Origin of the sequence: Actinoplanes sp. NPDC049548, from assembly GCF_040676695.1 — a bacterium.
GTDB lineage: Bacteria > Actinomycetota > Actinomycetes > Mycobacteriales > Micromonosporaceae > Actinoplanes.
On sequence record NZ_JBFAPM010000003.1, the window covers coordinates 421,955 to 434,651 of the forward strand.

Here is a 12,697-nt window from a genome sequence, read left to right on the forward strand (position 1 = left end):
AGGACGACCGCAACTGCTCGGTGCTTCCATCGCGAGGGGGACCCGGCGATGAGTTCCTCGACCGCTTGATATGCGTTCCAGGCCTCGCCCTGATGAGAAAGGATGAACAACCTATCGACGTCCCGGCTCGATTCGGGGAACCACGCCTGCGGTTCAGTGTTCTCGCCGAGCGGTGGACCGATGATGGCGTCGCAGCCCCGCGAACGAAGGAGCAGCAGGAACCGCGTCGCCGCCGAATCTCGATCGGCCGGTGCCGGCACGGACACGTAGGCACGCCCGTATACGAACCGGCGGTCCCGGGCCTGCGAGTCGATTTCGTAGAGAAGCCCCCTGCCCGTCTGGAGCCACACCGGCTCTCCAGTGACCCGGAGTTCAAGACCGTTGCGAGAACCGACGCGCAGCGGTCCTGTCTCGATAATGTCGCCGGCCTCGGAAACCCATGTCGCCGTCAGAAGCCTCGGATCGGTATCGGGAACAGGGATCGTGGTCGCATCGAGCGGAGCCGCCTTCCCGAAGCGCACGATGCCGCTGTCGTAGGACACTTCGATCGACGTATCCTTCACGACTGCCAGAAGCGTCGCGACATGTGACATGTCGAGCTCACCGGCAGCCATCGGTTCCGGCGAGAAGAGACCGGCGCTCTCGGTCCTCGCCACCTGAGCAAGCTGCCATGCCGCGGGACTGCGCCGGACCGGCTCAGGGAACCGGCGCCAGGCCCGAGCGAACCACCGTGCGACACCGCTCCGCTCACCACCGAGCGCCGCACGGAGCGCCGGCTGCAAGACTTCGTCGATGTCGCCGACCTCGGGTTGCACCGCCAGCCACGACAAGTGCTCCTCCAACCGGAGTGCAGGAGAGATGTGGGCGTGTATCGGACCGAACACCTCCTGCCACACCCGATTCGCGGGATCCCGAGGAGAGCCCGACCTCAGCCGCTCGGTCAGACGCCCGCGTAGCTCCATGACTATCTCGTCGCGAAGAACTATGGATTCCCCGCCGCGCGTGGCCACCCAGTGGCTGAACCAGAGATCGCTCTCGGCACTGACGTCCAGCCGCGGAACCAGATTAAGACGGCAGGCGCGAATCAGCTCCGGCTCGATGCGGACGGCGACGCTGAGCAGCGTCGCGAGTTCGACGGCGCCCGGCGAGGGCGCCGGGAGATGCGTCGGTGGTCTCGTGGCCGTCCGTGCGATCGTCATGAGCGCGCCGGGCGTTCCGACGTCGTTCTCCTGTCCCACGGCAGAAGAGTGAAGAGACCATCGGCCCATACCGGCCACAGCCGCCGCGGTCTAGGAATCAGGACCGCCACCGTACAGTTGCGCCGGTAAGCCAGCTCGGCGAATCTCTTCCACTCGGCACGCACCGCATGCGGCGAGGTCCACCCGCCGCCGGATCCCAGCGTGGAAAGCAGCAGAATACGCGTACGCGGAGGCGGCAATCGATTCTCCCGCCATGTCCATGCGGGTTCTTCGCTGACCCTGCCCTGCAGCGGAGACTCCGCGAAGTAGACCACTTCGGTCTGGGTAGCGCCGACCAATGTACGGACCTGATGAACCACATCGGCCTGGTCGCGGCGGAACGGCGCCATCGCCTCTCCCTGATCGACCAGCACCTGGACGCCGAAGCGCATCGTGCGGACGGATAGCCGGGGAAGATCGGTGAGTCGGCGACGGGCGACGTGCCGTACCAATGCGTTGTGGTCGATGGGGCCGTCCGGACTGTACTGGGTGAGGAGTCCGTGGAGAACGGCCCTGCTGTATCGGCGTGCGAACAGCGGAGTGTGCGGTGGTCTCGCCAGTAGACCAGCGGCCGACGCGCGCGGCAGTGTCTCCTCGCCGACCGGAATGGTCCTCAACGAGGTGTAGCCGATCAAACGCGCCTCCGCCCCCGGAACACCGCCGGTCGAGCGCGCGTCGGGCAGTCTCGCGGTGACCTCGTCCGCGGCGGCGCTGGTATCCTCTTCCCCGTTCGCCGAAGCACGGCCGCTTACCGGCTCGCGGGTTGCAGACGTGTTCGGCGCTTTTCGGAGCGGAGCGGAGGGCGGCAATCGATGGCCGGCCGATCTCCCTCGAAAGCCCAGCATGAGAGCGACCATGCGCCGCTGGGCAGCGGTACCCGAGCCGACGGCGTCCAATGCCCGGGCCATGTCACCCAGCCAGATCTCGTTCACGGTCCCTCCTCCGGACGAGAACCTTTGAGGAAGACGAATTCCCGGAGGTGCCGCCATCGATCGTCGTTGACGGTAATCTGCAAGTCCAGGCAGGCGTACAGCGCGTCGAGGTACTCCGCCGTACTCGGTTCACGCAGTCCGGCATCCCTTGCGGAGATCCGGATGAAGTCCAGCTCGCCGGCCAACTCCTCAGCGAGCAGACGCGTCTGCGCCGTCCACGATCGATTGCCGAAGTGGAGGTGTTCCTTCGCGATCTCGACCAGGCGCGATCTCGTCGGCGAGGGCAGACTGATGACGACGCAACGCCGCACGAATGCCTGTGGGAGCTCGCGTTCTTCGTTGGTGGTTACCACAATGAGGCAATCCGTGACGCTGTCAGCGCCGGCGCTTCCGCACACCCGCGTTCCCGTGTCCGACACGGTGAACTCTCGGGAACCGAGGGCGACCAGAAGCCCGTTAGGTACGTCCGGATCCGCCTTGTCGATTTCGTCAATGAGCACGACGACGCCTGCACCGCGGACGGTGTTGATGTCGGGGCGAGGCTCCTCCGCCGGCGCCACGGCGGTCGTCGCGCCGGGTGCGCCCCTGCGCAGCGCCGACGTCCGGTCGAATGCCCACCACAGGACGCCTGGGCTGATGTACCGACAGTCGTCGAGGTCCTCGCCCCTCGCGGCATGGATCTGGGCGTCCGCGAGCCTGCGGACGTGATCGAAGGTCCAGAGGAGATCCTGCGCGAGAGTGCGAGAGGTGACGACATGCTCGTAGTAGCGCCAGTTACGCCGCGATGCGACACAGGCCGCGAGTGACGACTTCCCAGCTCCGGGATCCCCGCGAACCAGAAGCGGCCGCCGCGTGGCGAGCGCTACCTGTACGGCGAGTTCCAGTTCCTCGCTCATCAAATAGGCCGTGCCGTCGCGCCGGTCAGGGCCGCCGAAGTTCGCCGATGGCTGGGCGGTGAGTCGCTCAGGCATGTACGCGCCTTTCTTCGTTGCTCAGTTCCGTCAGAGCAATTCGGATAGCGTCAAGGTCGGCCTCGTCGTTCGGCGAGAGCGGCGGGTCGATGGCCACCACCACGCCGCGGCCGAGGTCGCCCAACTCTTCGACGCCGAGCTTGTGGTCGCCGGTCAGGACGATGACCGTCAGCCACGGACACAGATCGCGCAGCTCGCTGAGCGCGGGCACCAGATCGCGCAACGGGACTCCAGCCGGATCCACGATGAGGAAACCGGCATCCAGTGCGGGGATGCGGCGGGTCCGGTACGCCGCGAGCTTGCGGCGGAACCGATCACCGTGAGGGTCGTCCTGGGCACGCACCAGGATGGCCACCGCCTTCCTGAACTCGGCCATGAGCTCAGCGGTGAGATCGTCGCCGAGTGCGGCGGACACTTGGACCGATCGGTACGTGCGAGCCGCACAGCCGGCGCGCATCACGAAGATCTCGGCCGTCGTCGCGTATTCCGCGTTGATGACCACGACCCTTCGCGGATCGTCGCGGCGTAGGAGTACGCGGGCTGCCTGACCGTCGACCAGCGCCGGCAACGCACGGTGCGCCAATCCGGCCGTGCCGGCGATGTGACTGACGACGTCCACGGCCCTGAACGTACTCTCGGGTTGTGGTCTTCCGAGCAACTGATGCGCCAGAAACCGATAGCAATCCGGCACGATGAAACGACCGAATTCTTCCGGACCGACGCCGAGTTCCAGTGCGAAACGGTTCAGAGTGTTCCCCGGACCGACGTGGCGAATCAGGTCGGTGATCTCGTCGAGCCACCGACGCATCGGATCGCTACTGACGACCTCGGCCTTGTCGAATTCGGCGACGATGGATTCCGCCACCTTCGCGGGCTCCTCTCCGGCGTCACGGAGCAGCTGGAGCTCCACCAGTTCCCCGTAGCCGGCGGCGCGTACCTGTCGAACGTCGACCGAGTCCATCAGTACGCCGTAGATGTGGACGGAACCCAGGTAGTGGCGCCACATGAGGTTGTAGACCTCTCGACGGACCCAAAAGGACCGGGGCCGCATCGCATTGTGGTCCAGCAGGACGATTGCCGCGTCACACTGGGCCAACTCGTCGTAGATCTGTGGCCGCCAGCGCCGCCCGGGCCGGATCCGATCGTCGACGAAGACAGAATGATTGTCGGCTTCGAGGCGAGCCCGGACGGCTTCCAACACAGAGCGCGCGGGAGTGCCTGGGCGCGCGCTGTGACTGATGAAGAACTTCGCCATGCCCCATCCGTCGCCATCTTCCTGGTGACATGCGAGCCTGCCCGAGTGGAGAACTCAGGGTCAATAGACGAACCCGAACGATGAGCAGGAGATGGAATCGTCAGCGTTTTGTCAACTTCCTGACAGCACTTTTGATCGATACGCTGTTCCATGCCCGGTGATGAGGGTCAATCAAGGGGTTGCCCCCGTGATCGCCGTGGTAGGCAGCCTCGACGTCTCGAGAGACGACTACCGGCCTCCGTTGCGGGACCATGATCGCGGCCACGAGGCGTGCACGGAGCTGGGAAGGGCGCTGGCCGATGCCGGCTGCGACCTGGTCCTTTTCTCGAGCAAACCCAAATATGTCGAAGCCTGGGTAGCGCAGGGATACGCGGCCGCGCCCCAGCATGGCGAGATACGGGTCCGTCCACCTGCGCACGCGGAAGTCGAGTTCGGATTCCCGCAGGGACCGGCCGACGTTCTCGTGGAGCCGGATCCGGGTAACGAGTGGGAGTTGCCCTACTATCGTTCTCTCCTGACCGCGGACGGCGTCATAGTGATCGGCGGCGGTCAGTCGTCGCGGGTGGCCGGCATCTTCGCAGTGCTGCACGAAGTGCCCCTGATAGCCGTGGCCGCGTTCGGCGGCGGCGCTGCATCGGTCCGCGCCAATCTTGCCAAGCAACCCAACGACGCCTCTGAGCAGGACATCACCCTCATGGGCCGGCCTTGGGGTGACGAACGAGCGCACCACCTCGTAGCCGCGCTCCTCGCACAGATCGCACGTCGCCGTGACCGCGTGGTGTACGCCGGAGCCACCGCTCGGCGCCGGACGCTGGCTGCCAGGCTGGCGCTGTGTGTCACGCTTCTCGCCCTCGTCGGCTCGTGGCTGGTCGCCGCATTCGTCGGCAGCAAACCGCCGCCGGGCGTGGTGGACTTCCTCCTGGTGCTCGCAACACCCATGGCTGCCGCCGGCGCGGGAGCGCTGCTTCGTCAGCAGGGTTCCGGCCCTCAGTGGGGATGGGCGGTCGCTCGCGGACTGGGTGCCGGTCTTGTGACGGTCTTCTTGTACATCGCCGGCGAACTGGTGAGCGTTCCGGACCTGTTCGCGCGGCTGGACGCTCAGCGCCTGCTGTTCTTCCTCGTGCCCTTGGGCTTCACCGCTGGTTTCACCTTCGATCTGGTCTTCACCAAACTGTCGGCCGGCCCGCCTACGGTTCCGCCCGCGCACAACCAGACCCTGCCGTGAGACCTCAGCGGCCCTCCTTACGCCGGACTCGCCCCAGTCATCCGCCGTTCCGGCATCTCTCTCCGCGGTGCGCACCCGCCCAAGGGAGGAGCTGCGATGGCCTGTTCGCTGTGCTCCGAGACCTACCCATTCCGACCGACAGAACACGCCCTCGCCGCTTGACCAGACCCCTAAGGCCCCCGTTCCCCTTGTCGGCGTCGGTGAGCTGAAGGCGGCCGGCCGGCTCTGAGCGGGACCCCTCACCGTGCGGGAGGATGGGCGTCATGACCCGCGGTCTGACGTTGTTGTTCGCCGTAGCCGGTGGCGCGGCGGTCGGAAACCTGTACTGGGCGCAGCCGCTGCTGGAGCTCATCGCGAGCGACCTGCAGGCCTCCACCGCCACCGCGGGGTGGCTGATCACCGCGACCCAGATCGGGTACGCGACGGGCATCGTGCTCCTCGTACCGCTCGGCGACGTGCTCAACCGCAAGCTGCTCGTACCGGTGATGCTGCTGTGCTCGGCGGCGGCCCTCCTCGCCTGCGCCTTCGCACCGTCGATCGGCCTGCTCCTGGCGGCGATCACCGTGCTGGGCCTGACCACGGTCTCGGGGCAGATCCTCACGCCGCTCGCCGGCGACCTGGCCGACGACACCAACCGCGGTCACGTCGTCGGCACGGTCGTGTCGGGCATCCTCACCGGCATCCTGGTGTCCCGGACGATCAGCGGCCTCGTCGCCGACGTCGCCGGCTGGCGGGCCATCTACGCCGTCGCGGCGGCCGCCGCCGTCCTGTTCGCCGCCCTGCTGTACCGGGCGATCCCGCCGCTGCCGCCCAAGACCCGCATGGCGTACCCGGCGCTGATCGCCTCGGTGGCGGCCGTGGTGGCCCGCGAACGCACCGTTCGCTGGACCCTGGTGCTCGGCGCCACGGGCTTCGCCGCCTTCACGATGTTCTGGACGGCCCTGACGTTCCTGCTCAGCGGGCCCCCGTTCCACTTCCCGGTGTCGGTGATCGGCCTCTTCGGCCTCGCCGGGCTCGCCGGTGCGATCGCCGCGCAACGCTCGGGGCGGCTGCACGACCGCGGCTGGTCGTTGCCGGCCACCGGCGCCTCCTGGGCGGTCGTCCTGCTGTGCTTCGTCGCCGCGGCCTTCACCGGCCGGTCCGTCGTCGGCGTCATCGTGGTGGTCGTCCTCATCGACGTCGCCCTGCAGGCGGTCGGCATCCTCAACCAGCTGCGCGTCTTCGCCGTCTCGCACGAGGCCCGCAGCCGCCTCAACACGGCGTTCGTGACCAGCAACTTCATCGGCGGAGCGATCGGTTCCGCGGCGGCCACCGTGCTGTGGTCCGCCGGCGGCTGGACGGCCGTGTCGGTCGCCGGCATGGCCCTCAGCGTCTTCGCCCTGGCGGTGTGGGCGATGGGCCGCCGCGGCGCGCTGGTGGTGACCCCGGCGACCTAGGCCATCGGGACCGAGGCGACCGTGTGCTCCGGTGCCAGCTCCGAGCTCTCGCCGCGCCGGTGGGCCGCGCCGCCCACGCCCAGGGCGTACCCCAGGAAGGCGAGCCAGACCGCGAAGCCGATGCCGAGCCGGACCGGGTCCGGCCAGCCCGACGGCGTCACGTACGCCTCCAGGATGCCGGATACCAGCAGCATCGCGACCAGGCCGAGCGCGACCAGCATGCCGGCGCGGGCGCGTTCGGCGAGGGCCCGTCCGCGGGTGCGGTGCGGGCCCGGCGCGATCCAGGCCCAGCCGATGCGCAGGCCCACCCCCGCCGCCACGAAGATGGCGGTCAGCTCCAGGAAGCCGTGCGGGAGGATGTACGCGAAGAAGGTGCCGCCCTTGCCGGCGTTCATCATGAGCGCGCCGGTGAGGCCCAGGTCGAAGGTGTTCTGGGCGAGGATCCACAGGACCGGCACGATGAGGACGCCGGACGCCAGGCACTGACCGGCGATCATGGCGTTGTGCGTCCACACGTTGGCGGCGAAGTTCTGGGCCTGGTACTCGCTGTAGTAGTTGACGAAGTCCTCGCCGGCGTACTGCTCGACGGCCGACGCCGGGATGAAGGTCTCGATGATTTCCGGGTGGGCGGCGAAGTACGCCATCAGCACCCCCGCGACCAGCACGTCCAGGGCCATCACGGTCAGCCACCAGCGGCGGGACCGGTAGAGCTCGAGCGGCAGCGTCGTGGTGAAGAAGCGGGCCATCGGGCGCCAGGAGAAGCGCCGGCCGCCGGTGACCGCCGAGCGGGCGGCGATGACGAGCTGGGACAGCGATGCCAGCAGGATCGGGTCAGGCGAGTGGCTGCGCACCACCGACAGGTGCGTGGCCGCGCGCTGGTAGAGCAGCACGAGCTCGTCGGCTTCGGCGGCCGACAGCTTGCGCCGGTTGGTCAGGGCGTCGAGCCTGTTCCACTCCCCGCGGCGCTCGCTGACATAGGCGTCCAGGTCCACCGGCGCAGCGTATCGGGCGGCGATCAGGTTAACTACCGCGTATGACAGTGGTGGTGCCGGCCGGCGGCGGACGCGGCGAGCAGCTCGTCAACGGCGAGGCCGTGGAGGTCGACGTCCGGCATGCCCGGATCGGCTCGCGGGGGCTGGCGCTGCTCATCGACATGGTCGTGGAGCTGGTGCTGGGCGTGATGGTGTTCTCGCTGGCCGGGGCTCTCACGTCCTCGCTGCTCGGTGACGCCGTCGACGAGGCGCTCATCCAGGCGATCGGCACCGTCTCGGTGATCCTGGTCTTCGTCGGGTACCCGACGGCGCTGGAGACCCTCAGCAACGGGCGCAGCCTCGGCAAGCGGGCGATGGGCCTGCGGGTGGTCCGGGAGGACGGCGGCCCGATCCGGGTACGGCACGCGCTGGTCCGCAGCCTCGTGGGGGTCTCCGTCGAGTGGCCCGGCCTGCTCTTCCCGCCGCTCACCTGGGCCGTGGCGCTGACCACGATGCTGTTCTCGCCGCAGGGCCGGCGCCTCGGCGACCTGGCGGCCGGCACGTTCGTGATCCACGAGCGGTCCCCGGCGCCGTGGGGCTGGGTGCCCTCGATGCCGCCGCAGCTCGCCGGGTGGGCCGCCGGCCTGGACCTGACGAACCTCGACGACGACCTGGCCCTCGCCGCCCGGCACTACCTCGCCCGGGCGGCCGGCATCCGGCAGCCGATGAACGGGCGGTTCGCGTACGGACTGGCCGCCGAGGTGAGCGAGAAGATCGCCCAGCCGGTGCCGCCCGGGGTGCCGCCGTGGATGTTCCTGAGCGCCGTCCTCGCCGAGCGCCGGCGGCGGGCCAACGAGCGGGTGCACGCCTCCCGGGCGCTGACCCAGCGGATCTGGCCGGGCTTCGGCAAGCTCGAGTGGGCCCGGGCCACCGGTCCCACCTGGGATCCGGCGGGCACGAACCCACCCCTGCTCGGCGTCGTCAAGGAAGAGGGCCGGCCCTCCTAAAGCTCGGCGGGCGTGGCGATGCCGAGCAGGTCGAGGCCGCGCCGCAGGGTGCGCCCGGTGAGCAGGCAGAGCGACAAGCGGCTCTCGCGGACGCCGTCGGGCGCCTTCAGCACCGGGCACTGCTCGTAGAAGGTGCTGTAGAGCGAGGCGAGCCCGTACAGGTGACCGGCCAGCCGGTGCGGTTCCAGCGTGGCCGCGACCGACTCCACCGCCGGCTCGAAGGCGAGCAGTTCCAGGGCCAGCGCCCGTTCGGCCGGGTGGGTGAAGCGCACCGACGGGCGGAACTCTCCCGCCCGGTCGAGGATCGAGCGGATCCGGGCGTACGCGTACTGCAGGTAGGGGCCGGTGTTGCCGGTCAGGGCGAGCATCCGGTCCCAGTCGAAGACGTAGTCGGACATGCGGTCGCCGGCCAGGTCGGCGTACTTGATCGCGCCCACGCCGACAGCCGCGGCGATCTCCGGGCTCGGTGCCAGCTCCGCGGCCCGGGCCACCGCCTCGTCGAGCACCTCGGAGAGCTTCACCGAGTCGCCGGTCCGGCTGCGGAACATCTTGCCGTCGGAGCCGAGGATCGAGCCGAACGCGACGTGCTCGGCGGTCACGCCGTCCGGCAGCCAGCCGGCCTCGGCGGCGACCGCGTAGACCATCCGGAAGTGGGTCCGCTGGGGTGCGCCGACCACGTACAGGAGTCTGGTGGCGCCCAGGTCGCGGACCCGGTGGCGCAGGGCGGCGAGGTCGGTGGCCGCGTACCCGAACCCGCCGTCGCTCTTGCGCACGATCAGCGGCAGCGGGGCGCCGTCGCGGCCGGTGAAGCCGGCCGGGAACGCACACAGCGCCCCGTCGCTCTCGGTGAGAAGGCCCTTGGCGTCGAGCTCCTCGACGACCGACGCGAGCATGCCCTGGTAGCTGCTCTCCCCGGCGAAGTCGGCCTCGGTGAGGGTCACCCCGAGCCGCTCGTACGCCTCCAGCAGGTACTTCTGCGACTCCGTGACGAGCGTGCGCCACAGCCGCAGCGTCTCCTCGTCCCCGGCCTGCAACCGCACCACCCGCAGCCGGGCCCGGGTCCGGAACTCCTCGCTCGCGTCGAACTCCGCTCGCGCCGCCTGGTAGAACGCGGTGAGGTCGGCGGCCTGGGAGACGCCCGTGGCGCCCACGTCGACCAGGTGCTCGATGAGCATGCCGAACGCCGTGCCCCAATCGCCGACGTGGTTGGCGCGGACGACGTCGTGGCCGAGCCACTCGAGGGTGCGGGCGAGCGCGTCGCCGATCACGGTCGAGCGCAGGTGGCCGACGGTCAGCTCCTTGGCGATGTTCGACGCCGAGTAGTCCACGACGACGGTCTGCGGCTGTGCGGTCCGGGCGACGCCGAGCCGGGCGTCGGCGGCCACGTCGTTCACGGCGGACGTGACCAGCTCGTCGGCGACGGTCAGGTTGACGAAGCCCGGCCCGGACACCTCCGCGGTCGCGATCCCGGTCAGGTCGGCCCGGGCGATCACGTCGGCGGCGAGGTCGCGCGGCGAGCGGTCCAGCCGGCGGGCCAGGGGCAGCGCCGCCCCGGACTGGAAGTCGGCGTGCTGGGAGCGCCGCACGGCGGGATCGACGGCCGCCTGCGCGACCTGGGCGAACGCGGGCGCGAGCCGCGCGGAGAGCAGTGCTTCGAGATTCATGGTCAACCCATCGACGGTACGCGGGGCAGCGGGCCGGCCGGCGTACCACGGGGAGTTCCTGCGACACCGGCGGACGACCCGCCGGTGGAGGACACGTGCTAGCTCAACCGGAGGGTGATGACCCGGCGTCGCTCGCGGTTGATGCTGTGCACGCCGCCGAGCCTAGCGGATCGGCCGTCCCCGGTGCGAGCAGACTGGTACGCGTGGGAACGCGTGAGACGTGGGAGCCGACGGCCGCGGGCGTGCTGAGCCTCCCGTCGGGTCGCCTGGTCCGGGGGCGTGCCCTGCGCCGGCCCCTGCCACCGGGTCCCGAGCCGCAGTTCGGTGTCTACCTGCTGGGCGCCCCTCCCCCGGCGGTGGCCTGGGAGAGCCGCTGGCTGCGCTGGCCCGACTTCCGCCTGCCGGCCGACCGGGAGGCCGCCGCGGTGGTGCTGCACGAGGCGTGGGAGCGGGCGGCCGGCGACCGGGTGGAGGTCGCCTGCGGCGGCGGCCGGGGACGCACCGGTACGGCGCTGGCCTGCCTCGCGATCCTCGACGGGGTGGCGCCCGCGGAGGCGGTCGCCTTCGTCCGCGACGGCTACGACCGGCATGCCGTGGAGACGCCGTGGCAGCGGCGTTACGTGCGGGCGTTCACGGCACCCGCTCCGCCCCGCCGCGGGTGAGCTCGTCCAGGTAGCGGTCGATCCGCTCCGCGGTGCGGCCGTCGGTGACCATGAACTGGAGTCCGGCTTCGTCGTGTGCGGCGCCGCCGCGCAGGCTCTCGACGCGGGCGCGTACCGGGATGGGGTCGGCCGGAGGGCCGAAACCGTCGACCTCGACCAGCTGGCCGACGGCCAGGTCGCCGCCGGTGAGCCGGACCCCCAGGCCGCTGCTGCTCACGTCGATCAGCGCCGCCTCGACGGGGTCGCTGCCGCGCCGCTGCAGCCGGACCGTCCCGGACGCGCTGATCCGCTCCGACTGGCGGCGTTCGAGCTGGGCGGCGAGGCCCGACATCTCCTCGACCCGGCCGATGGTGCGGCTCATCCGCTCGGTGAGCCGGCCGACCACCGTGCCCTGGTCGGCGGCGACCGCCCGCAGCGAGGTGGCGGCCTCGCCCACGCTGCCGATCCCGGCCACCATCTCGGCGATCGTGCCGGCCATCTGCGCGGTGTCGTTCTCGAGCTCGGCGATGGTCGCCGCGATCTGCTCGGTGGAGTCCGCGGTGCTGGTGGCCAGGTCCTTGACCTCGTCGGCGACGACCGTGAAGCCCAGGCCCAGCTCACCGGCGCGGGCCGCCTCGATGGTGGCGTTGAGCGCGAGCAGGCGGGTCTGCCCGGCGATGCCCTGGACCAGCTGAGCGGTGGACGCCACCCGGCGCAGGCTCTGCTCCAGCGAGGCGATGACCTGCTCCGCCCGGCGGGCGTGGTCCACCACCGCGGAGGTCGCCGCGTCGGTGGCCGCGATGCCGCCGTCGATCGTGTCGGCGGCCCGGCGTACCTCGGCGACCTGCTCGGTGACCTCGCGCAGCTCCTCGGCGATCACCGAGGTCGACTCGTCGATGACCGCCTGCGCCCGTTCCCGCAGCCGCAGCTCGGCCTGCTTCTGGTGCTGGAAGCCGACCTGGAACTGCTCCTCACGGACGGCCTGGACCTCGCGCTGGCGTTCCTTGCGGGCCAGCATCCGGCCCCGCCCGGCATCGAGCGCCCGGCCGACCTCGCCCAGCTCGTCGCGCCCGGTGGGCAGCGCCCGTTGGCCGAAGTTCCCGTCGGCGACGGCCTTCACCGCGCCGGCGACGAGCTCGGCGTCGTGGCGGGTACGCCAGTGCACCCCGATCGCGAACCACACCGCCAGCAGGAGGCCGATGCCGCCGACGGCCGTCAGGAGCCCGCCCCGGGTGCCGATGGCGCCGGAGGCCGCCGCGAGGACGGCGACGGTGGCGAGCCGCAGGCCGGTCCCCATCCGGCCGGCGGCGGCGAGCACGGGGCGCAGCAGTACGGGCGTGGCGCGGTCACTGCCCAT

10 protein-coding genes are annotated in these 12,697 nt (G+C 70.3%); 4 read left to right on the forward strand and 6 right to left on the reverse strand.

The genetic code is table 11. The features are described from left to right. Window positions 1–1,195: 1,195 nt before the first annotated feature. The 3 genes from AB0J80_RS09195 to AB0J80_RS09205 are packed head-to-tail and all read right to left on the reverse strand — an operon-like array spanning window position 1,196 to window position 4,396. Window positions 1,196–2,170, reverse strand: a complete 975-nt coding sequence (locus AB0J80_RS09195) for a hypothetical protein (protein WP_364702267.1) — start codon at window positions 2,168–2,170, stop codon at window positions 1,196–1,198. Beyond that, complete coding sequence (locus tag AB0J80_RS09200; protein WP_364702270.1) at window positions 2,167–3,141, reverse strand: MoxR family ATPase; 975 nt, start codon at window positions 3,139–3,141, stop codon at window positions 2,167–2,169. Before AB0J80_RS09200 ends, AB0J80_RS09195 begins: the two co-directional genes overlap by 4 nt. Further along, on the reverse strand, window positions 3,134–4,396 hold the full coding sequence (locus AB0J80_RS09205; RefSeq protein ID WP_364702273.1) for a toll/interleukin-1 receptor domain-containing protein: 1,263 nt from the start codon (window positions 4,394–4,396) through the stop codon (window positions 3,134–3,136). Before AB0J80_RS09205 ends, AB0J80_RS09200 begins: the two co-directional genes overlap by 8 nt. Window positions 4,397–4,583: 187 nt before the next feature. Between AB0J80_RS09205 and AB0J80_RS09210 the strand changes: the two genes are divergently transcribed. Together AB0J80_RS09210 and AB0J80_RS09215 are read left to right on the forward strand one after the other, a co-directional pair. Further along, the gene (locus AB0J80_RS09210) at window positions 4,584–5,621 is read left to right on the forward strand and encodes a hypothetical protein (RefSeq protein WP_364702276.1); all 1,038 of its coding nucleotides are present in this window, start codon (window positions 4,584–4,586) and stop codon (window positions 5,619–5,621) included. A 263-nt stretch (window positions 5,622–5,884) separates the two neighbouring features. Continuing rightward, window positions 5,885–7,057 (forward strand): MFS transporter, encoded by a 1,173-nt coding sequence (locus tag AB0J80_RS09215; protein WP_364702278.1) that lies wholly within the window; start codon window positions 5,885–5,887, stop codon window positions 7,055–7,057. Here AB0J80_RS09215 and AB0J80_RS09220 read toward each other — a convergent pair. After that, window positions 7,054–8,049 carry a stage II sporulation protein M gene (locus AB0J80_RS09220; protein WP_364702281.1) on the reverse strand — a complete coding sequence of 332 codons (996 nt, stop codon included), beginning with the start codon at window positions 8,047–8,049 and terminating at the stop codon, window positions 7,054–7,056. The two genes, AB0J80_RS09215 and AB0J80_RS09220, sit on opposite strands and share 4 nt — an antisense overlap. A gap of 41 nt (window positions 8,050–8,090) precedes the next feature. On the opposite strand from AB0J80_RS09220, the gene AB0J80_RS09225 reads away from it, so the two are divergent. Next, window positions 8,091–9,035: an RDD family protein gene (locus tag AB0J80_RS09225; protein ID WP_364702283.1), complete on the forward strand. Its 945-nt coding sequence runs from the start codon at window positions 8,091–8,093 to the stop codon at window positions 9,033–9,035. Here the strand turns inward: AB0J80_RS09225 and argS are convergent. Then, on the reverse strand, window positions 9,032–10,699 hold the full coding sequence (gene argS, locus AB0J80_RS09230; RefSeq protein WP_364702285.1) for an arginine--tRNA ligase: 1,668 nt from the start codon (window positions 10,697–10,699) through the stop codon (window positions 9,032–9,034). The genes AB0J80_RS09225 and argS overlap by 4 nt on opposite strands. A 203-nt stretch (window positions 10,700–10,902) precedes the next feature. Here argS and AB0J80_RS09235 point away from each other — a divergent pair, with 203 nt between their 5' ends. Beyond that, window positions 10,903–11,361 (forward strand): protein phosphatase, encoded by a 459-nt coding sequence (locus AB0J80_RS09235; protein ID WP_364702287.1) that lies wholly within the window; start codon window positions 10,903–10,905, stop codon window positions 11,359–11,361. On the opposite strand, the gene AB0J80_RS09240 is transcribed toward AB0J80_RS09235, so the two are convergent. Beyond that, window positions 11,330–12,697 carry a methyl-accepting chemotaxis protein gene (locus AB0J80_RS09240; protein ID WP_364702290.1) on the reverse strand — a complete coding sequence of 456 codons (1,368 nt, stop codon included), beginning with the start codon at window positions 12,695–12,697 and terminating at the stop codon, window positions 11,330–11,332. The genes AB0J80_RS09235 and AB0J80_RS09240 overlap by 32 nt on opposite strands.

Bases quoted from the DNA above. Each gene is read 5' to 3' on its own strand.
- AB0J80_RS09200 (WP_364702270.1), bottom strand. From the start codon at position 3,141: ATGCCTGAGCGACTCACCGCCCAGCCATCGGCGAACTTCGGCGGCCCT.
- AB0J80_RS09205 (WP_364702273.1), bottom strand. From the start codon at position 4,396: ATGGCGAAGTTCTTCATCAGTCACAGCGCGCGCCCAGGCACTCCCGCG.
- AB0J80_RS09215 (WP_364702278.1), top strand. From the start codon at position 5,885: ATGACCCGCGGTCTGACGTTGTTGTTCGCCGTAGCCGGTGGCGCGGCG.
- AB0J80_RS09225 (WP_364702283.1), top strand. From the start codon at position 8,091: ATGACAGTGGTGGTGCCGGCCGGCGGCGGACGCGGCGAGCAGCTCGTC.
- argS (WP_364702285.1), bottom strand. From the start codon at position 10,699: ATGAATCTCGAAGCACTGCTCTCCGCGCGGCTCGCGCCCGCGTTCGCC.
- AB0J80_RS09240 (WP_364702290.1), bottom strand. From the start codon at position 12,697: ATGGGCAGTGACCGCGCCACGCCCGTACTGCTGCGCCCCGTGCTCGCC.